This window comes from Sphaerospermopsis sp. LEGE 08334, from assembly GCF_015207205.1.
Lineage (GTDB): Bacteria > Cyanobacteriota > Cyanobacteriia > Cyanobacteriales > Nostocaceae > Sphaerospermopsis.
The window spans coordinates 99,772-121,827 of record NZ_JADEXH010000007.1; the positions used below are offsets into that span (position 1 = coordinate 99,772).

The 22,056-nt window shown below is 37.7% G+C and carries 17 protein-coding genes; 9 read left to right on the forward strand and 8 right to left on the reverse strand.

Translation table 11 applies throughout. From position 1 onward, the window contains the following. Positions 1-375: 375 nt before the first annotated feature. From IQ237_RS05845 to priA, 7 genes are all read right to left on the reverse strand, one after another. Positions 376-822 (reverse strand): hypothetical protein, encoded by a 447-nt coding sequence (locus IQ237_RS05845; protein ID WP_193941608.1) that lies wholly within the window; start codon positions 820-822, stop codon positions 376-378. A 208-nt stretch (positions 823-1,030) separates the two neighbouring features. Beyond that, complete coding sequence (locus tag IQ237_RS05850; protein WP_194053243.1) at positions 1,031-2,251, reverse strand: anhydro-N-acetylmuramic acid kinase; 1,221 nt, start codon at positions 2,249-2,251, stop codon at positions 1,031-1,033. 426 nt (positions 2,252-2,677) lie between these two features. After that, the gene (locus IQ237_RS05855; RefSeq protein ID WP_194053245.1) at positions 2,678-3,757 is read right to left on the reverse strand and encodes a sensor histidine kinase KdpD; all 1,080 of its coding nucleotides are present in this window, start codon (positions 3,755-3,757) and stop codon (positions 2,678-2,680) included. A 21-nt stretch (positions 3,758-3,778) separates the two neighbouring features. Beyond that, the gene (kdpC, locus tag IQ237_RS05860) at positions 3,779-4,378 is read right to left on the reverse strand and encodes a K(+)-transporting ATPase subunit C (protein WP_194053247.1); all 600 of its coding nucleotides are present in this window, start codon (positions 4,376-4,378) and stop codon (positions 3,779-3,781) included. 113 nt (positions 4,379-4,491) lie between these two features. Then, positions 4,492-6,600, reverse strand: a complete 2,109-nt coding sequence (gene kdpB, locus IQ237_RS05865; protein ID WP_194053249.1) for a potassium-transporting ATPase subunit KdpB — start codon at positions 6,598-6,600, stop codon at positions 4,492-4,494. A gap of 127 nt (positions 6,601-6,727) precedes the next feature. Further along, positions 6,728-8,413: a potassium-transporting ATPase subunit KdpA gene (gene kdpA, locus IQ237_RS05870; RefSeq protein ID WP_194053251.1), complete on the reverse strand. Its 1,686-nt coding sequence runs from the start codon at positions 8,411-8,413 to the stop codon at positions 6,728-6,730. 715 nt (positions 8,414-9,128) lie between these two features. Further along, complete coding sequence (gene priA, locus IQ237_RS05875; protein ID WP_194053253.1) at positions 9,129-11,768, reverse strand: primosomal protein N'; 2,640 nt, start codon at positions 11,766-11,768, stop codon at positions 9,129-9,131. Between the two features lie 970 nt (positions 11,769-12,738). Between priA and IQ237_RS05880 the strand changes: the two genes are divergently transcribed. From IQ237_RS05880 to IQ237_RS05910, 6 genes are all read left to right on the forward strand, one after another. Beyond that, positions 12,739-13,908 (forward strand): RpoD/SigA family RNA polymerase sigma factor, encoded by a 1,170-nt coding sequence (locus tag IQ237_RS05880; RefSeq protein WP_194053255.1) that lies wholly within the window; start codon positions 12,739-12,741, stop codon positions 13,906-13,908. 100 nt (positions 13,909-14,008) lie between these two features. Then, positions 14,009-14,500 carry a GNAT family N-acetyltransferase gene (locus tag IQ237_RS05885; RefSeq protein ID WP_194053257.1) on the forward strand — a complete coding sequence of 164 codons (492 nt, stop codon included), beginning with the start codon at positions 14,009-14,011 and terminating at the stop codon, positions 14,498-14,500. A gap of 503 nt (positions 14,501-15,003) precedes the next feature. After that, positions 15,004-15,336 (forward strand): cytochrome c6 PetJ, encoded by a 333-nt coding sequence (gene petJ / locus IQ237_RS05895; protein ID WP_096569028.1) that lies wholly within the window; start codon positions 15,004-15,006, stop codon positions 15,334-15,336. 342 nt (positions 15,337-15,678) lie between these two features. Further along, positions 15,679-16,014, forward strand: coding sequence for a cytochrome c6 PetJ (petJ, locus tag IQ237_RS05900; protein ID WP_194053261.1), 336 nt, complete (start codon positions 15,679-15,681; stop codon positions 16,012-16,014). Positions 16,015-16,135: 121 nt separating this feature from the next. Then, positions 16,136-17,557: an energy transducer TonB gene (locus IQ237_RS05905; RefSeq protein WP_194053263.1), complete on the forward strand. Its 1,422-nt coding sequence runs from the start codon at positions 16,136-16,138 to the stop codon at positions 17,555-17,557. A 93-nt stretch (positions 17,558-17,650) separates the two neighbouring features. Beyond that, positions 17,651-19,753 carry a TonB-dependent siderophore receptor gene (locus IQ237_RS05910; protein ID WP_194053265.1) on the forward strand — a complete coding sequence of 701 codons (2,103 nt, stop codon included), beginning with the start codon at positions 17,651-17,653 and terminating at the stop codon, positions 19,751-19,753. 133 nt (positions 19,754-19,886) lie between these two features. On the opposite strand, the gene IQ237_RS05915 is transcribed toward IQ237_RS05910, so the two are convergent. After that, complete coding sequence (locus tag IQ237_RS05915; protein WP_228019730.1) at positions 19,887-20,651, reverse strand: ABC transporter ATP-binding protein; 765 nt, start codon at positions 20,649-20,651, stop codon at positions 19,887-19,889. A gap of 288 nt (positions 20,652-20,939) precedes the next feature. Here IQ237_RS05915 and IQ237_RS05920 point away from each other — a divergent pair, with 288 nt between their 5' ends. The 3 genes from IQ237_RS05920 to IQ237_RS05930 all read left to right on the forward strand — a co-directional run bounded on the left by IQ237_RS05920 (position 20,940) and on the right by IQ237_RS05930 (position 22,034). Then, a complete protein-coding gene (locus tag IQ237_RS05920; protein WP_194053267.1) occupies positions 20,940-21,377 on the forward strand; it encodes a DUF29 domain-containing protein in 438 nt (145 codons plus the stop codon). 89 nt (positions 21,378-21,466) lie between these two features. Further along, on the forward strand, positions 21,467-21,757 hold the full coding sequence (locus IQ237_RS05925; RefSeq protein WP_194053269.1) for a nucleotidyltransferase family protein: 291 nt from the start codon (positions 21,467-21,469) through the stop codon (positions 21,755-21,757). Then, a complete protein-coding gene (locus IQ237_RS05930; protein ID WP_194053271.1) occupies positions 21,747-22,034 on the forward strand; it encodes a DUF86 domain-containing protein in 288 nt (95 codons plus the stop codon). The genes IQ237_RS05925 and IQ237_RS05930 overlap by 11 nt, the downstream gene beginning before the upstream one ends. Positions 22,035-22,056 lie beyond the last annotated feature (22 nt).

Consider the following 22,056-nt stretch of genomic DNA (forward strand, 5'->3'; position numbering starts at 1 on the left):
CCTTGATAATTTCCGGCAAAACTGGCAAAACTAACGCACTTACGGTTAGTTGATGGGGTGTCGGCGATTAGTCAGAGATTATGACTTTTATCCCACATTCCGCACTTCGTTTTGTAACATACAAAGACTACAACAATTGGGGTTAATGGTCGTTGAATAGCGAACTGCTTGCAGCAGCGCTTCGCTATCGCCAAAGGTCTGTAGACTACACGTTTAAATACTGAATTATGTCAACATTTTTTGTAAAAATAATTGAAGTATTAACGTATTACATTTTGAAGTGCGGAAAGTCGGTTATAAATTTTTGTCCAAGGCTATTTTACGAACGCTTTGCCCTTACGACTCCTGACTCCTGACTCCTAACTCCTGATGTATTTACTTGACTTGACGTTCTAGGCTGGCCTCCATGGTACTAGTGAGAAAATGACCTGCTAAGATACCGCTAGTCAGGTAGTAACTATCTTCTGAAATCTGGTGTAAAGTTTCAAAACCGCTGCGACGTTCGCGATCGCCCAGGACCCAATAACGCTGTACGATGGTATCTGGGCAAATCCAACCTTCACCTTCAATCTGTCCAAATATATTGTGCTGAAGCAAAAAAGTATATTGGCGATCGCCTTCATGCAGTCTACCTTTATATTGGCAAGATATTTCTGAACGATCGCTACCAGGAAAAACCAACTTTGTCGCCATAGAAAACCAATCATCACGATCCCAAACTACCAAAGTCATACCTTTAAAGCTAATCGGCATACTATTTCTTTCCAACCAACTTCCTTGCATGATCCAGCGTCCTGGTTCCAATAAAAAACTGTGAGCCACCTTATAAATTCCTTTGATTTTTCAACAACAATAATCTTAGGAGTCAGGAGTCAGGAGTTATTGATTTTGGATTTTGGTCAAGCAGTGAGTTCTTGGGGGTTTCCCCATGAGCAACTGCTGTTAGCGTAACGTGCCGGAGGCATCACCCGAAGGTATTGTTTTTGTGATTTCCAATCTAAAATCTAACATCTAAAATCTAAAATTTTCCTCACTTATCACCTGTCACCGGATGTACTTCTCCTAAAACCACTTCTTGATCTGCTCCAGTTGCAACGGGTAAATTACCAGGAAGACCTAACTGTCTCCAGTAGGCTAAAATAGCGAAAGCGATCGCTTCTTTAAACTCTGCACTTACCCCAGCTTCATCTGTAGTTAAAACTTTTACTGATTTCAACAATAACTCTAACCTGTGTTTTAAGTAAAGATTCTGACTACCCCCTCCACATAATAATAAACATTTTGGCATTCGCGGTAAAAAAGCATGGTAACTATTAACAATCGAAGCAGCTGTGAGTTCTGTAATTGTTGCCAGCACATCTGCTGGACTAAGTTGATATGCTTGGCAGTCTTGTAAACACTGATGTAGATAAGTTACACCAAATAACTCCCGACCAGTAGATTTAGGGGGTGGTAAACGAAAATAATCTTGACTTAGCCATTTTTCTACCAATGGATAACAGGGACTACCTCTAGCAGCCCAACTACCATTTTCATCATAACTTTTAGCACCATTGCTAAAATATTGCACTGCCAAATCCAAGAGACTATTTCCAGGACCAGTATCCCAAGCCAGAATTTGATTTAACCAGTCATCACGCCGGGGAGGTAGATAAGTTACATTACCAATACCACCAACATTTTGAATACAACGTGCTTCCTGGGGATGACTCAGTAAATAGGCATCGACTCTAGGAACAAGAGGCGCACCATGACCACCAACAGCAATATCAGCCACACGGAAATTACTAATAGTAGTAATGCCTGTCAGGCGAGAAATTAAAGCACCCCGGCCAAGCTGCAAACTGTAACCTAATGATTGGAGATAGGGGAATGGTGACTGATGACTGGGTAAAATATTTCCTGAAACAGAATTTTCTGAAATAGAAAACCCTGGAGGTCGATGGTAAACAGTTTGACCGTGAGAACCGATAAGGGTGGCAGGGGGATAACCGACTTGAATATTTTGGGCTGCTTGGGCAAAAACAAGAGCGATCGCATCATCTATTTCTGCCAGTTCTGCCATTGAGATAGGCGCACCGGCACAGATAGCCAATATTTTTTCTCTTAGTGCAGCAGGGTAAGGATAGGTTTTCCCGGCTAATAATTCAACTTTCAGATCCAAATCTGTACCAACAATTTCTACCAAGGCAGCATCTATCCCATCCACAGATGTGCCACTCATTAAACCTATAACACGAGTCGGGTGCATTGACAGAGATTCTGGTGTGATTTTAAAAGGTAGTTTAACTTAAATGTTACCTTGATGAAAACCATTTATACAATCGTGAATCGGGAGCATCCCAATTTTGAAAAAATAATCGCAGCAACACTAAAAAATATCTTAAACTCTCTTACCTTTGTGTCCTTTGCGTCCTTTGCGGTTCAATCATATCAAGACCTTGGATCATTTTTACCGTTAGATCAAAATAAATTTACACATTTGGGATGCTCCCCGTGAATCTGTTAAGTCCTGATTTAAGTAGTCGTGCAAAATAAATTTTATATTTGGGAGTGGAATGCTCAGGGAATAGGAATTAAGGAAAACAGACATTTTGGTTTTCACTCAATATGTTGAATTAATTTTGCTTGGGTACTGAACAATTATTCTGACTCCTGAATCCTGACTTTTAAATTTTTAATTTTTTCCAGTGGCAATAATATGTAAATCAATATTTTTGAGCAACCCTACCAACTTTTGAATTAAAGAACCTTTCAGCAGAATTTCCCAACGAGAACGCCTACTCTCACCAATGACGACTTGAGTAATATGATATTTTTCAGCGACTTCTGCAATTGCCTTAGCAATATTACTATTACTTACCCGAATAAAAATTCCATTAAATTCTTTACATAAATTTTCACAAATATCAATATGTAGGCTTTCTTCTTTAGTTAAAAAATCGTCAGGATTAGCCACAAATAAAACATACAAAGGAGCATTCATATAACCAGCCAATCTTGCGCCCCGACGTAAAAGTTGTACAGAATTAGGATAAGTAGATACACAAATTAAAACTCTTTCGTGAACACCAAAACTTTGACCTTTGGGTATAGAAGCAATAGCATCTTCTTCTACATTATCAGCAACTTCCCGTAAAGCCAATTCTCGCAAAGCGATTAAATTACGTCTTTGAAAAAAGTTATCTAAAGCTGATTTAATTTGATCATGGGCATATATTTTGCCTTCTAATAACCTTTCTTCCAAAGTTTCTGGCGTTACATCAACAACGACTACCTCATCAGCAACTTCTAAAATTTTATCGGGGACTCGCTCACGCACAACTACACCCGTAATTCTTGCTACTATATCATTAAGACTTTCCAGGTGTTGAACATTCATAGTTGAGTAGACATCAATACCTGCTGCCAAAACAACTTCTACATCTTCATAACGTTTTTCTCGTGGTGAACCAGGAACATTAGTATGGGCAAGTTCATCGACTAATACTAATTGAGGACAACGGTTAATAATTGCCTGAGTATCCATTTCTGGTAACATTAAATCACCACGAGACCATAATTTTGGCGGTATGTTTTCTAAACCTTCAGCTTTTTCTGCCGTTTCTTTACGTCCGTGAGTTTCCACAAGTCCGATAACAACATCAATACCTTCCTGTTTGAGTGCGTGTCCCTCTTCCAACATTCTGTAGGTTTTACCTACCCCTGGAGCCATGCCAATAAAGATTTTGTGTTTTCCTTTTCCTTGGAAATACATAGAATCAGTGTCAATTGATTATTAATTTTGCTGACGGTTAATTTCTTGCAAATCTAGAGCATAATTTAAACGCAAAACATTAACTCCTGGTTCACCAAAGATACCTAAAAATCTGCCATCAGTATACTTATTAATTAAAGGGATAATTTCATCTTCTTTAATGCCCCGTGCTTGTGCAACTCTGGCTAACTGCTGACGTGTTGCCTTCAAAGAAATATGAGGATCTAAACCAGAACCAGAAGAGTAAATTAAATCAGCCGCAGGTTGTATATTTTCATCTTGAAACTGAGTTGCTTCTTCAATAATTCTATTAGTTAGTTCTGAATTACTAGGAGCAAGATTACTACCCCCTGATATACCAGTTGGTCTGGCTATTCTACCTTGGCTATATCTCACAGCACTGGGACGACCATGAAAATATTGATCTGATGTAAAAACTTGACCAATCAAAGATGAACCAATGGGTTGAGCATCTATATTTAAAACAATACTACTATTAGCTGAAGAAGGGAATGCCAACTGACCAAACCCTAATATTGCCAAAGGATAAATAATTGCTGTTAACAACCAAAGTAATAAAATCATCCGCATAGCACGGACAGTTTCTCTAATAAACCCCATAATTGGTAATTGGTGATTGGTAATTGGTAATTGGTGATTGGTAATTGGTGATTGGTAATTGGTGATTGGGAAAAATAAAATTGATTACCCAGTCCCCAGTCCCCAGTCTCCGATTAAGCTAAACCTGCAACTGTAATTAGCATATCTATGAATTTAATAGCAATAAATGGAGCAATTACACCACCTAAGCCATAAAGAAAAATATTGCGTTGCAGAAGTTGATTGGCTGTTAAAGGCCGAAATTTGACACCCTTCAATGCTAAAGGAATCAAAACCGGAATAATCAAAGCATTATAAATCAGTGCCGATAATACAGCCGAATTCACACTGGTTAACTTCATAATATTCAAGCCTTGTAAATTAGCAGCTGCAAAAATTACTGGTATAATGGCAAAATATTTAGCAATATCATTGGCGATAGAAAATGTCGTCAATGCCCCACGAGTAATCAATAATTGTTTACCAATACTAACGATATCAATGAGTTTGGTAGGATCAGAGTCTAAGTCCACCATATTAGCAGCTTCCTTAGCAGCTTGAGTACCCGTATTCATAGCTACACCAACATTAGCTTGAGCTAAAGCAGGAGCATCATTAGTTCCATCTCCGGTCATGGCCACCAGTTTACCTTCTGCTTGTTCCCGCTCGATGACGCTGATTTTATCTTCTGGTGTAGCTTCGGCGATAAATTCATCTACTCCTGCTTCTTTAGCAATAACAGAAGCGGTGATGCGGTTATCTCCAGTTAACATCACGGTACGGACTCCCATGCGCCGCAGTTGCTCAAAACGTTCGCGAATACCAGGTTTAACAATATCTTTGAGATAAATCACCCCATAGATTTCATTATCGAGACAAACAGCTAAAGGCGTACCTCCTTGATGAGAAACTTCCTCATAAGCAGTATCTAATTCTGGAGTTTCCCGTCCATTGCGAGAACGAACAAAACCTTTAATTGCTGCCACCGCACCTTTTCGTGCCTCATGTCCACCAGGAAAGTTAGTACCACTGATGCGGGTTTTGGCGGAAAATTCTACTCCTTGGGCTTGTTTGCGGTCTATATCAAATTTTGCGCCAAATTTTTCTGCCAAGCGGATAATAGATTTACCTTCTGGAGTATCGTCAAAGATACTGGCAGCTAAAGCCACATTAGCAATTTCCGACATTGAGTGACCGTTGATGGGTATAAAAGCTTCTGCTAAACGGTTTCCCAAAGTGATTGTACCTGTTTTATCTAAGACTAAAGTATTTATATCTCCACAGGCTTCCACTGCCTGTCCTGAAGTAGCAATGATGTTAAATTGGGCGACTCTATCCATACCCGCAATACCAATAGCACTAAGTAAACTCCCAATGGTGGTAGGTATGAGTGCAACCAAAAGGGCAATTAATACGGTAACGCTCACAGGACTGTTGACATAGTAGGCAAAGGCGGGCAAGGTGGCGACTACAAACAAAAATGCCAAGGTCAGCACTGACAGTAAAATTGTTAAAGCAATTTCATTAGGTGTTTTAGTGCGTTCTGCTCCTTCTACTAAGTTGATCATCCGGTCAATAAATCCTTTACCGGGGTCAGCAGTAATACGGATGATTAATTCATCGGAGATAATGCGCGTCCCACCGGTTACAGAACTGGCAACATCTGAACCTGATTCTTTGAGGACTGGGGCTGATTCACCGGTAATGGCTGATTCATCAACAGAAGCGACACCCATAATCACTTCCCCATCGGCGGGGATGATATCACCTGCAACTACATGAACGGTATCGCCTTTTTTCAGTTCCGTGGAAGGGATTTCTGTGATTGTGCCATCGACGACAATTTTTTTGGCGATGGTTTCTGATCTGGTAGACCGCAAAGCATCAGCTTGGGCTTTACCTCTTCCTTGTGCCAATGCTTCGGCGAAATTGGCAAAAAGCACAGTGAAAAATAAGATAACTGTAACTAAACCGTTGAAAGGCTGGGGGTTTTTCTGGGTGACGGGTCCAAATATGGGGGGATAAATTGTGGCTGCTAGGGTAATGATTGTTCCCAACCACACCAAAAACATGATGGGATTTTTAATGGCATATTGGGGAGATAGCTTCACAAAGGTATCTCTCATTGCCCTAGTGTAGAGTCCTTTGGTACTAATCCTGCGTGTTTTTTTGCGTTTGAGACGGCGATCGCTAGGACGGGGACGAGAAGATTTAGGTCTTGGGGTAGTTGCAGCAGAGTTCATAGGAAGAGGTGACAGGTGACAGGTGACAAGTGACAGAAAGAAGGCAAGAGGCAAGAGGCAAAAGTCAAGAGTTGAAAAAATAATTCTTTCTCCTCACTCCTGACTCCTGACTCCTGACTCCTGACTCCTAACTTCCAGATGCTAATTTTAAACCTTCGGCGACTGGACCAAGGGCTAAAACTGGGAAGAAGGTGAGGACGGCTAAAATGATGGTGACAAAAGCTGTAACGGTGGTAAATAGTAACGAGTCGGTTCTGAGAGTACCACGAGTTTGGGGAACTGTCGCTTTACGAGACATACTATCAGCTAAAAGCAAGATGGCAATCATGGGAATGTAACGCCCTGCTAATATGCTGAAACTGCTACTCAAGTTCCACCATAAAGTGTTGTCTTTCAACCCCTCTAGGCCAGAACCATTGTTAGCTGCCGCTGATGCGTATTCATAAACTACTTGGGAAATACCGTGAAAACCGGGGTTACTGATTCCTGATAGGGATATGGGATAAGCTAGGGCGATCGCACTAGGCACTAATACCATGATCGGATGAATCAGTAGGACGACGCTGGCCAGAAATATTTCCCGTTGTTCTATTTTGCGTCCTAAAAATTCGGGGGTGCGTCCTACCATTAACCCAGTTATAAAGACGGTCAGGATCAGATAAATAAATAGGTAGGCTGTTCCTGTTCCTTGTCCTCCCCAAATTATCTGTACAAATAAATTGAATAAGCTAGAAAATATACCTTGGGGCATTAAGGAATCGTGCATTCCGTTGACTGCACCAGTCATGGTAGCGGTGGTTGTTACTGCCCATAATGCTGTTTCTGCCCAGCCAAATCTTACTTCTTTCCCTTCTAAATTCGGTAGTTCTGTGTTTAATGCTTGGTTAATAATGGGATTTCCTTGTACTTCACCCACTGCTGTAACCCAAATCATAACTATATATATGATAAACACCATCCAAAACAGTAACCAAGTTTGTTTTTTGTTGTTAGCAAATACGCCGTAGGTATAAATTAAGGATGAGGGAATTGCTATCATGGCGATGATTTCTAATAAATTAGATGCGCCATTGGGATTTTCAAAGGGATGGGCTGAGTTAGCAGCAAAAAAGCCGCCGCCGTTGTTGCCTAACAGTTTGATAATTTCAAAGGATGCAACTGGTCCTCTAGCTATGTACTGAGTTCCTCCATCTAGGGTTTGGACTGCTAAAGTTCCTTCTAATGTTTGTGGTACACCTAAAGCCAGGAGAGCGATCGCCCCAATAATTGAAAGTGGCAACAATATCCTGGTAATGGCACGGGTAATATCAACGTAAAAATTCCCTAATTTTCTACCTGTTAACCCCCGAATAAATGCTATTCCTACTGCTAAACCTGTTGCTGCTGAGGTAAACATTAAAAACCCTAAAGCTGCTGTTTGGCTAAAATGGCTTAATGTTGTTTCCCCTGTGTAATGTTGCTGATCTGTGTTAGTTAAAAATGATATTGTAGTATGTAGCACTATATCCCATCTGGGCATTCCCAAACCGTTGGGATTCCAAGGCAGTATTCCCTGAAAAGAGATGAGCAAACACACAGAAATACCCATGATCAGGTTACTGGATATTACAGCCCGGATATACTGCCATGCTGTCATTTCTTCTTTTTCACCAACACCTCCCAATAGATATAACATTCTCTCTATCGGGTTCATGATGGGATCAAGTATTGTGCTTTCTCCCAAAAAAACACGGGCTATGTATTGTCCCAATAGTGGTGTGATAGCTATGACCATACATAGGGTTAACGCAATTTGTAAAAAACCTTGTCCCATTTATTTATTACTCGATTACACTGAATTTCTAGCCAGTCAATATTGAAAAATAATACCTAAACTACTGGTAAATTTGATTGCTAAGATTGGATGATGTCTTAATATCACCTGAATTTATCAATCTTGTTGCATTAGTTTCTGGATGTTTGTTGAATTTGTATTTAAGAATATTTCAATTTTACTTAATTGACACTCTTGCAAGAATATAAAAAATCGTGATATTTTTCTTACACTAACACTGTCAATTTGTATAACTTTACACTCTTTTAACCACCTCATTCTATCAGAACTGAGGTTAGCAGATGATTATATTCTATATTTCCGAATTTGAGTAATCATCCTGATTGTGTAAGCATTTTAACCCCCTGTATCCCTTGATTTATCTTGGTTTTCAGTCTCTTTGGCAAGCCATAATGAGCTTGTCCTAAGTTGACAATTTCATAGACAAAACTATACTTATATTGACAAAAATCAATATATTTTCCGGAAAAAATCAACTACTTGATATATAATACGGTGATATCAAGTATTGAATTGAGACTATTGCCGACGCGAAAACCAAGCAATGATGGTGGTAGTCTTTTTCAGAAACTTAATTGGAACACAATCGCGTTGGGCTACAGCGTGAAAGTCTACAGAGGGATAACCGCTCCCATGCTCCCGTTGAAGTAGAAAGTAAAGTCTAGCTTTGTCTAGGTTTTATATCGCAGATTATTTACATTATATTGATGGGGTCTACATCAATTGTTAAGCTCACTGAGGCAGAATTACTAATCTTTCTGATTTCTTCCCAATCTGGTAAATTAGGCAGTGCATCAGGGGCAAATTTCAATAATATTTGCCAGCGATAACGATTAGCTACTCGTAATATACTAGACGGTGCTGGTCCTAATATCTCTAATCCTTCTTGTTCACTAAAATTTGTCGCTATTAGTTGGGCTGTGTTTTCCACTTTTATGGGATCAGAACTACTTAAACGCAATAATATTAATCTGCCATAGGGGGGATAATTAAGTGCTTCTCTTTGTTCTAATTCTGCATCACAAAAAGATTGATAATCATGGGTTTTCACCGCTTCAATGACTGGATGTTCTGGGGTGTAGGTTTGAATAATTACTCTACCTGGATCTTCTCCTCTTCCCGCCCTTCCTGCAACTTGGGTTAAGGTTTGAAATGCTCTTTCACTGGCGCGATAATCTGATAAATGCAGTAACCCATCAGCCGCAACTACTCCTACTAGGGTAACTTGGGGTAAGTCTAAACCTTTGGTGAGCATTTGTGTCCCTACTAATAAGTCTGCTTCACCGTTGGCAAATTGGCTGATCAGGGTGCGATGTGCGCCTTTTTTGCGGGTGGTGTCGCTATCAAAACGAATTGGTTTAATGTGGGGAAATTGGCGTTGTAGTTCCTGGGTTACTCTTTGAGTACCACTACCAAAGAATTTGAGGTAGGGTGAACTACATTGAGGACAGTGTTTAGGGTGTGGTTGACCATAGTTACAATAATGACATTTTAATAACTGGGGTGCGCCTTCTTCTACATGATGATAAGCCAAGGATACATCACAGTTTGGACATTCCAGCACATAACCACAACTACGACAGGAAACAAAGGTGCTATGTCCCCGACGATGAATAAATAATATTCCTTGTTGTTTTCTTTCTTTTAATTCTTCTAAAGCTTGTTGTAGGGATCTACTAAATATTGATCTATTTCCTTCTTTCAACTCTTGACGCATATCCACTATTTCTATTGGTGGTAGGGGTTTGGAGTTGATGCGTTCAGGAAGGGAGAGGTATTGGTGATTGGTGATTGGGTTATTGATCTCTCCTTGTTTTCTGCTTTCTTTGATACTTACCCAACTTTCAAGGGAGGGGGTAGCAGAACCTAAAATTAGGGGGCAGTTTTCTAGTTCTGCACGCCATTGGGCTACTGTGCGGGCGTGGTAGGTGGGGATGGGTGAGTCTTGTTTAAAGCTGCTGTCGTGTTCTTCGTCGAGGATAATTAATCCTAAGTTGGGTAATGGGGAAAAAATGGCGCTGCGTGTACCGATGACTACTTGCGGTTCTCCAGTAAACATTTGTCGCCAGGTGTCGTAACGTTCACCGTCGGAAAGGGCGCTGTGATAAACTTGGACTTTGTTACCAAAACGGGCGCGAAATCTGTCTGTGAGTTGGGGTGTGAGGCCAATTTCTGGGACTAATACTAGGGCTGATTTTCCTTGGTTGAGGAGGGGGGCGATCGCCTGTAGGTAAACTTCGGTTTTTCCTGAACCTGTTACCCCATGTAATAAAATTTGTGCAAATCCATTTAATGATTTGATGGTTTCTAAAGCATTAGTTTGGGCTGGTGTTAATAATTTGGCTTGATCCCCGGCTATTTTGGGTCCTTGTTCTCTGCGTAGTTTTTCCCTGTCTTCAATGACAATGCAACCTTTTTGTTCTAATCCTCTTAAAGTTGAGTGTGTTGTTTGACAAATTTCTAAACACTCAGTTAACCACAACTCACCACCATGATCTCCCAGTATTTTCAATATTTCTTGTTGCCGTTTAGTGAGATTCATGTATCTTCCATGATCAACTAGCGTTACTGCTAGTTTCATCTGTGGTTTAGATTGGGTGAATTTGAAATAGCTTTCTGCCCAGTTTCTATCTATTAATTGTTTTTTTGCCCAATAAAAACCTTTGACTTGACGTTTGAGGTATTGAAAACTGTAATCTCCATCTGGTTGCGATTCGAGTATTTTCAGTATTTCTTTGGCAGCTTGAGAACGTAAAAATTCGGCTGCACCATTGGGAATATTTTCTGGTTTTAGTCGTAAACGACTTTGCGATCGCCCTAATAATCCTGGTGGTAATGCTACCCGAATAACTTGAATTAATGGTGTGTAGTAATAAGCGCCAATACGATTCAGTAATTCCCAATAAGTGCTAGAGAAAAATTCTTTGCTGACTACATCTTGTACTTCCCGAATTTTCTCTAGTCCTAAATTTGCTGGTGGTTGGGATAATAAACGAATCGCTATTCCTCCTACCTGTTGCGCTCCAATGGGAACTGTTAAAATGTCCCCTGGTTTAATATCTAAATGTTCTGGTATCTTATAAATCAATAGGTCTTTGTTAGCTATTTCATCAACTGATAATTCCTGTTCTGGTATTACATCATTTAATAAGTCTTTTTCTACTGTTTCATCATTTGCTACATTCTCTTCTGGTGTCTTATTTGTCTTCGGCGCTAAAGGTTTTGACAAATCTACCAATACTTCAATCCAAGGATAAAGATTTGTTTTGGACTGGTATGATGATACTGGTTCAGCAACTACGAGAGAAGATAAACTTAAATCCTGAATATACATAATTTTTGGCTTTTTAAATAGATATTTGCTCACCCAAATGGATAAAATTAGCCGGGATTACTTAACTGTAACTTTTTAAGTTTACTACAAGTAAACTGTATTTGGCAATACTTTTATTACTTGGGAGACTTGATAATTTTAATTAGGTGTAATCTAATAGACAAATTAATTTCTACAGTATGTGCAATAAATATTTGATGCTAACTACACAAATGGCAGTATCTTAGATATTAATGGCAAGTATTCAGCCGTCAGTTTTCAGCTTTCAACGCTAAAATACAAAGAACAATAACAAATGCACAGAGTATAAATTTCCTCAATTAATGCTGCTAAATCTTTGTTTTTTCTGTTATAAGCTGATTACTGATTACTGATAGCTGAATGCTTACTACAAGAGCTATCTAGATTATAGGTGTAAGCTGATTACTAATTACTGATTACTGATAGCTAAATGCTTACTATTAATGATTGTTTTTTTATCTACTAAATAAGCAGTAGAGATTTTCCACCTATTGATAGATATTCAATAGTTTTTGTATATGAGATGCTTTTATGCAATCAAGATTGTCCGGATTTTAAGCTAAGATTTTTGTAATTTGGATCATTTGGGAAGCTTTAACTTTCTAACTGTAAATCCAACAAAACTTCATGAAAATACATGAAAATTTAACGTATAGGGTCTTTAGATGGAATTTTTATATTTGTTAAGCTGGAGAATGTTTGAGGGGGGTTTGACATATTTGGTGATGAAGAAAAAAATTATAAATATGTCTGCTGGTAGTGGGGAAAGATGGTATTTTGGGTGCAAAGACCATATAAATTGTATCTAGATGTAACCAAAATATGGCAGACAGATACATATTTTCCTTCCGAATCAAGAATTTTCAAGAAGATTGTATTTGGCTGGGTAAATGGGTGTATATGTCGGTAAAAACTAACTATTCTCAAACGAGCAGCTGTCACTAAATTTATGTACCAAACCAAGCAACTATCCCAAAAGGAAACTATGAATCTTGCTGAATTGGGAACAATGGAAATACTGGATAACGCTGCTGATCATGAAGAACCATCACTTGATAGTTTAGATGCAGTAGTATTTGAAGACTCTTCAATTGTGGAAAATTTGGAGTCAGATGAACGAGATGGGGATGAAATGGCAGCGGCACGTCCTTCGGGATATAATAAAACCGAACATGACGATGCTGTGGGCGCTTTTTTTAAGGAAATGGCGCGTTATCCTCTCCTTAAACCTGATGAAGAAGTAGAGTTGGCGCATCGGGTAAGATTTTTAGAAGAAGTAAAAGAATTACAAGCGGCTTTAGAAGCAGAACTGGGACACAACCCCAGCAAAAGCGAGGTAGCTGCTAAGTTTGATATGACGGAAAAACAACTGGAAAGTCGGTTGTATCAAGGTAGGGTAGCGAAGCGGAAAATGATTCGCTCTAACTTGAGATTGGTAGTATCTATTGCTAAACGATATCTTAACCGAGGAGTGCCTTTTCTAGATCTAATTCAGGAAGGGGCTATGGGTTTAAATCGCGCTACAGAGAAGTTTGATCCCGATAAGGGCTATAAGTTTTCGACTTATGCTTATTGGTGGATTCGACAGGCGATTACACGGGCTATAGCTAATGATGCCCGCACTATCCGCCTACCAATTCACATTGTTGAAAAACTCAACAAACTTAAAAAAGCCCAAAGAGAACTTAAACAAAAACTCGCTCGCAACCCGACGGAAGCGGAAATGGCCGAGTCGTTGGAAATAAGCGTTCAACAATTGCGTCAACTGCAACAACTACGCAGGCAAGCATTATCCCTTAACCACCGTGTTGGTAAAGAAGAAGATACGGAACTAATGGACTTGCTAGAAGACGAAGATAACCAGTCTCCAGAAGCAAAAATGAATGAAAATATGATGCGTCAGGAGATATGGGAAGTTTTAGGTGATGTACTTACTCCCAGGGAAAAAGATGTAATTTCTTTACGCTATGGACTGACAACCAGCGAACCCTGTACTTTGGAAGAAGTGGGTAATATGTTTAACCTTTCCCGTGAACGAGTGCGGCAAATTCAAAGTAAAGCGATGCGAAAATTACGCCGTCCTCATATCGCTAAACGTTTAAAAGGTTGGTTAATTTAGGGCAGGAGTCAGGAGTCATTAGTCATTAGTCATTAGTTAAGAAAAATTACACACTTAGCTATAAACTATTTATAGACGTTGAACTATAAGCTAAAAACTAATGACTTTTGATAGTGATTTAATTATCCGGTTTGCTGAACCTGGTGATAGTGCTGTATTGTTTGAATTAATTCAGGGCTTGGCAGAATATGAAAAATTATCTGCTGCTGTTACTGGTAATGCTCAAACATTACAAGAACATTTATTTGGTGAACGAAAATATATAGAGGCAATTTTAGCAGAAGTCACAGGTAAAGCTGTGGGTTTTGCTTTATTTTTTCACAATTATTCTACCTTTCTCACCAAGCCAGGAATTTATTTAGAAGATATTTTTGTTTTACCAGAATATCGTCGTCAAGGTATTGGTAAAGCACTCCTGACTAAATTAGCAAAAATAGCTGTTGACAGAAATTGTGGACGCTTAGAATGGAGTGTTTTAGATTGGAATATTTCCGCCCAGGAATTTTACCGCAGTATGGGCGCGGATATTTTAGAAGATTGGCGCATTTGTCGCGTAAGTGAAACTGCAATCACTAAATTAGCAAATCAATAAACATCTTTTGGGAGCATCCCAATACAAGAAAAAATAACCGCAGCAACACCAAAAACTCTCTTCTTCCTTCTTCCCTTCGTGTCCTTCGTGTCCTATACCCTTAGGGAACACCTCCGGTGTACGTGGTTCGTTCATTTCACGTCTTTACCTCGCACAAAAAATCAACTTACACATTTGGGATGCTCCCCATCTTTTCACCTAAGCATTCAGCCTGGATCAGTCGATTTCCGTCAGTAAAAACCTAATTATTAGCATTAATGTTAGCATTTTTTAGATATGAATTTTTAATTTTTAGTTAAAAAATGATTTTTTGGCTAATTAAATTTGGGTTTAATATAAATTAATATATATTCCCAACCATTGCAATCATAAGTCTTACATCTATCCTGCTCAATAATTTAGTTCAATTTTTACAGTTATTCTTTTGATTTATACAAGACAATAAAAAGAGAATTATGGAGCAAGTACCTCCTAATCAGCAATTGTTGTAGAGAGAACACAAAATGAAAAAGATTATTTCTGTATTACTATTAGGCATCACTATCTTCACCTTTGCCTTCATTAATCCTGCTTTCGCTGCTGACACTGGTGCTGGAGAAAAAATATTTACAGCTAATTGTGCTTCTTGTCATGCAGGTGGTAAAAATTTAGTTAATGCTGCTAAAAGTTTGAGTAAGGCAGACTTAGAAGAGTACAATATTTACTCTGAATCTGCTATTATTGCTCAAGTTACAAACGGTAAAAATGCTATGCCAGCTTTCAAAAATAATTTGTCAGCTGATGATATTGCCAATGTAGCTGCTTACGTCATGGAAAAAGCGGAAGCTGGCTGGTAAATAGATTTGTCAGTGAGTTAATAATAGTTATACCTGAAAGGGTAAGACAAGAGATTCCCAACTGTTTTGGCAGTTGGGAATAATGCTTGATAATTCAAAAATTATGAATCAGAATTACTATTTAGCGGTTGCTGAAAAAGTGATCTGTAGAGGCTAGGAAACACTGACCTTTACATAAATTTACATTTACTGCAAACCCGTGATATAAAAAGAACGTCAGGTAAATTTTGCCAAAATGACCTCCAAGTTTTACAGCTTGTCGTTTGACTGATACAACAGAATCCAAAGAAAATTATGAAGCATATTGCACCAACTCAACGATTGTTGTAGAGAGAACACGAGATGAAAAAGATAATTTCCGTATTACTGTTAGGCATAACAATCTTCACTTTTGCCTTCAGTAGTCCCGCTTTAGCGGCAAATGCGGCTGCTGGAAAAGCAGTATTTACAGCTAATTGCGCTCAATGTCATGCGGGGGGTAAAAATTTAGTTAATGCTGCTAAAAGCTTGAAAAAAGAAGCTTTGGAAAAGTACGGTATGTACTCTGCTGAAGCTATTATTACTCAAATTACAAACGGCAAGGGTGCGATGCCAGCCTTTGGTAAGCGCATAAAAACCGAAAACATTGAAAATGTAGCTGCTTATGTGTTGGAACAAGCAGATAAAAATTGGAAGTAATACAATTTACTTTCTGAATTGAAATAATTATTGGCGGGGCTTTTTGTCTCGCTAATTAATCCAATTATTAGATAAGTAGAAACAACTAATAAATTATAAAAACATAAACAATAATTAAAATATGGGTTTTTCGATTGTAATTGTAGAGCAGCGAGAAAAAGAAGCTAAAGCACTTAAATCTTTTTTATTTTGTAGTCTCATCGCTTCTTTAGTATTTCATATTGGGGTTTTAGCTTTAGGGATTGGCAAATTTATACAAAGAGTTTCTCAAACTCAAGAAGAACCAATTGAAATCACAATTGTGGAAACTGTTCCGGAAATAATAGCCAAACCACAAGAGATAAAAAACTCTCAACCAAAGATAAATTCTGCTAGTGGTGGTAGTGGTGGTAGTGGTGGTAATAACAATTTTAAAAGTTCTCTTCCAGAAAAAACTACCTTGAGCGTGAGTAATGCTGCTATTCAACCTGTAGTTAAACAAACCCAACTGAAAACTACTCAAAATTTTGTTGTCAAACAACGCCAAACACTAACTATTCCTGAACCGACGACAACACAACCAAGTTTAACAACTACACCTATTGCTAAAACTATTCCTGAACCGACGACAACACAACCAAGTTTAACCACTACACCTATTGCTAAAATAAGTGAAAAAATAACTGAAAAAGTAGAAACTGAAACAACCACTCAACCCACAGTTGAACAACCTGAACAAACTGTCATACCAGATACCAAACTTTCAAATGTTCCAGCACCAAAGTTAATCACTCCTAGCAGTGTTAGTGTTAGTTCCAACAATACTTCTACTACTTCATCTAGTCAAAATAGTTTAAGTAATTTAGGTAATCGTTTGCGGTCTGGTTTAAGTAAAGGTACAGAAAACGGGACTGGAAATGGTGAGGGTAGCGGTACTGGAGATGGTATTGGAAATAGTGCAGGTAAAGGTACTGGAAATGGCACTGGAAATGGCATTGGAAATGGTGCAGGTAAAGGTACTGGAAATGGTATTGGAAATGGTGAGAGAAATATTGCGATCGCACCAAAACCACGTCCTGTCAATGGGACAAAATTAAATCGTGCAGATTGTATTAGATGTGATATCAAATATCCCGATAAAGCCAGAAGGCGGGGTATAGAAGGGCGTGCTGAAGTCGCTATTGATACGGATGCTAATGGTAATGTTACCTTTGTGCGGTTAATTCGTTCTAGTGGTGATAGCGAACTAGATGAAGTTGCTCAAGAAGCTGTACAAGAGTGGAAATTAACACCTTTGGATGGTGGTAGACAAGGAGTGAGAGCATCAATTAATTTTGCGATCAAAGGATCACAGCGTCACCGTCAAATTAAAGACAGAAAAAGAGAAAAACCGCAAGAAGTTTCTCAACCAAAACCAAAAATCACCAATTCTCAAGAATCTACATCTTCACTAGAATCAGTTAAATCTGATACAGAAAATCAGGTTAATGAAAGTAAAAACCCAGAAGTAACACGGACTGATTCTACCTCTCCTGAGTCTAATAGTGATCCAGAAAATAATTAGGTGATCTGAAATATGACAGCTTGTCTTTTGACAGTTTTTATATAAATAGAGAAAATACTTACATTTGTTTTTACCGGGTGTGAGTTAAGAAAGATGAATAACAATTTTGCTTTTCTGCCAGTTTTTTTACTGACTTTACTGGTAGCTTTTCCTGCTGTCGCTAATAATAATAAAACTAAAGATCAGGTAGTAAATTCAGATATTCCTAGTTTAAATGAAATTCAACTACCTGCCACAAATGCGAATCTATTAACTCAACAACCTGCGAAAACTGAAGTTAAAGAAGAAACAGAAATAGAAGAAGATTTAAATCCTACCAATGATGCAGATGAAGCTGATATTTCTATTGAAGCAATAGGAGAAAAAGACGCTTTACCCGAATCTACACCAACTCATGTAATTGAAAAAGAAGAAATCGTAAAACAAGGTGCTACCAGCGTTGCAGATGTTTTAAAAAGAATGCCTGGTTTTGCTATTAATAATGTGGGACATGGTGCGGATATTCACACAGGAACATATTATCGTGGCGCTTCTATTAATCAATCTGTATTCTTAATTAATGGCAGACCATTTAATAATGATATTAGCACCTATCATGGTGGAACTGACTTAAATAGTATTCCTGTGGAGGCGATTGAAAGAGTAGAATTATATAGTGGTGCGGCTTCATCTTTATATGGTTCTTCGGCTTTTGGTGGGATTGTGAATATTATCACCAAAGAAGGTTTTAGTAAACCCAAATTAACTGGTAGTGCAGAATTTGGATCTTTAAATTTAAATAATCAACAGATAACTTACGCTGGTTCAACGAATAAAGTCAAATACAATTTTAGCTTTGAAAGATTTTTTATAGATAACCGTTATCGTGTTCCTGTGGGTGCAGCAAATCGTAATCCTGCTGACGGTTATTTATTTAATGCTGATACTGCCACCAGTACCTATTTTGGTAGTATTGGTTTAGATTTAGATGCTAAAAATTCTGTGAATTTAGATGTTACTGCTCTTAGCAGTCGTCGAGGATTAATTTATTTTGGTTTTCCTTTGCAAAGAGATAGATTAGACCATGATAGTTTAAATGTTGGTTTATCTTGGAAAACTCGACTGGGTAAGGATAACGATTCAAATCTGACAACTACTATCGGTTATAATCAAAATTACTTTAGTACATACGGACCAACGGGACCAGGAGGAATTTTTTACCGCACGGGAATTTTAGATACTAAACAAATTACTGCTAGGGTAGATCATGAGTGGAAACTGAGCGCAAATAATCAATTACGTTGGGGTTTAGATTTAAAAAATAATGATTTAATGGGCGATGTTTTGAGTACAAACCCTGCTCTTGCTGCTGAAAATGAAAAGGAAGATAGAAGTGTTTTAAATACAGCTTTATTCGCTGTGAATACTTGGAAAATTAGTGATGATTTTTTGATTGATTTGGGTTTAAGACAAAGTTTTGATAGTCAGTTTGACAGTTATTTCAATCCCAGTGTTGGTTTCCGTTATGGAATTAATTCTGTAGTTGCTGTGCGTGGGAGTTGGGCGGGGGCGCAACGTAATCCCGGTTTAGATCAATTATATGTTTTTGATACTGTTCATAATTGGAAACCAAACCCAAATTTAAAACCGGAAACTGGTTCTACTTGGACTGCGGGAGTGGATTTTAATTTATCTAGTAATTTACTGGCGCAGTTTACTTATTTTGGTAGTAGTTTGGATAATCGCTTGGGAATTATTGCTGGTAGATGGGAAAATGTGGGTTTGGTAGATACTAATGGTTTAGAAGCCGCTTTGCAATTAAAATTAGCTCGTGATTGGTCTACTTTTATCAACTACACTTATACAGATGCCGAAATTAAAACGGGAACAGAAAAAGGTTTACAATTAGGTTTGATTCCTTATTCTTTGCTGCAAGCTGGTATTGGTTATCAAAAGAATGGATGGCAAGCTAATTTGTATCTGACTTATAATAGTGGTACTCGTCGCGCTTTGTTTACTAATACTGCTGCTGGTGAGAAAAATACAGATTTTTCACCTTCTTTTGTAAATTTAGATTTGAGTGGTCGTATTCCTGTGAGTCAAAATTTAGGATTGACTTTTTATCTGGAAAATTTGTTCGGTGAACAATATGAAAAGGTGAATCGTATCTATAGTCCTGGTTTTACTTTTCGTTTGGGGTTAACTTCTAGTATATAGTTGATTTTTAGATTCCCCCAACTCCTCTTAAAAAGGGACTAAATTCCTTAGAGTCCCCATTTTCAAGGGGTATTTAGGGGGATCTGAAAATAGAAAATATTTGATACATCATGAGAGACTTTTCAAACATCCTCTAAGAAGCTACCAGGTGATGTAATTCTTCTGTTGTTAAGTGAGAGTGTACTACTTGACCATCACGAAACCAAACAATGCGTTTAGTTTGACTAGCAACTTCCGTTTCATGAGTCACCATCACAACAGTAATTCCTGTACTATTTAATTCACCAAAAATATCTAAAACTTCTTGAGTTGTGCGAGAGTCTAAAGCACCGGTAGGTTCATCTGCTAAGAGTACCACAGGACGGTTGACAATTGCACGAGCGATCGCTACTCTTTGTTGTTGTCCTCCTGATAATTGGGTGGGTTTATTATTTAAACGTTTTTCTAAACCAACTTTGATTAATGCTTCCGCAGCACGTTCTTTTCTTTCACTGGGTTTTACCCCAGCATAAACCATTGGTAACATCACATTTTCTAAAGCTGTAAGTTGGGGTAATAAATGAAATTGTTGAAATACAAAACCCAGCTTTTTATTTCTAATATGTGCTAAGTCCTGATCATTCATTTGGGCAACATTGACATTATCTAAATAATAATTACCAGAACTAGGACGATCTAAACAACCGATAATATTCATCGCGGTTGATTTTCCCGAACCCGAAGGACCCATGATAGCGCAATATTCACCTTCATGAATAGATAAGTTGATATCATTAAGTGCGTGTACTTCTGTTTCCCCCATTCCGTAGACTTTAAAGATATTTTCTAAACGGATAATTTCTGGTTTGGGTAAATAATTGGGAGATAGAGAATCATGAATAGTGAGAGTATTAGACATAGAAATTTAATTTTCTGTTAATTTTCTGATGGTTAGTTTACAAAAGTGGTTTTCTGTAATTATCATATTATAATGTAATTACATTCAAATGACAATTAATTAGATCATGTTGAAAAAGCCAGATCACAGACTTCTTGAAAAATTCCGGGATATACAAATCAGGTTATTACTCTATCAGTGCAGCACTTTGAGAACATAATAGGGGAAAGATATTTTATGAATAATGACGATTGTTTACAATATGATTGAATATGTAGAATTGTAACCAAAAAACAACCAAGGAAGATTATGCAAACTTCTCTTTATGAACGTGATTTCTTACTTTGGACAACAGATATAGTTAATAAATTAAAGTCCAAAGATTTTGAACACCTAGATTTAGAAAATTTAATTGAGGAAATTGAGAGTTTGGGAAGATCAGAAAAGAAAGAACTCAAAAGCAAACTTTTGGTTTTAATAGAACATTTACTGAAAAGATTGTATGTCAATTCACCAGATAATTATCGGGGTTGGGAAATAACAATTAATGAACAAAGACGAAAATTAGAATTAGAATTTGAAGATTCTCCAAGTTTGAAAAATATCTGGGATGAATCTTTTAAAACAGCTTGGAGACTTGCCATTAAGGGAGTTAAAAAAGATTATCCACAAATCATATTTCCCGATATATGGCCATATTCTTCTGACATAGATTCTATGTTAGATTGTGATTTATGGAAACTGTAAAAATTATGTTAGGCTGGATTAAATACTGGAAAATCATTAAAGCCTAACTACGAAAACTATTACCGACAAATAAGGAGAAATAGTCAAGTATGAACCGTGAAGAAGTTTTACAAATTCTCAGAACACATCAACAAGAATTAAAAAATTTAGGAGTAATATCTTTGGAGTTATTTGGTTCTGTTGCTAGAAATGAAGCTCATGCTAATAGTGATGTAGATTTATTAGCAGAACTATCTGAATCTATGAGTTTATTTCAGTTTATTGAAGCTAAACTCTATATTCAAGACTTACTCAAATGTAAAATTGATCTGGGAACAAAAGATGCTTTACGTGAACATTTACGTCAACCAATTTTAAAGGATGTTGTTTATGTCTTCTAGAAATTGGCAACTTCGGATTCAGGATATTCTCACAGCAGCTTATAATATTAGAGAATATACTCAAGGATTGACATTTGAGAAATTTTCTGAAAATAAGCTGGTAGTAAAAGCTGTACTTTATGATTATATGATCATAGGTGAAGCCTCTAGACATATTCCCCAACATATACAAGAACGTTATTCAGAAATTCCTTGGCGACTGATGGGTGATATGCGAAATGTTGTTACTCATGAATATTTTATAGTCCTGTTTTTGCTGTTGCTGATGACATTTTAGAAACAATTCACAACCGCTCAGA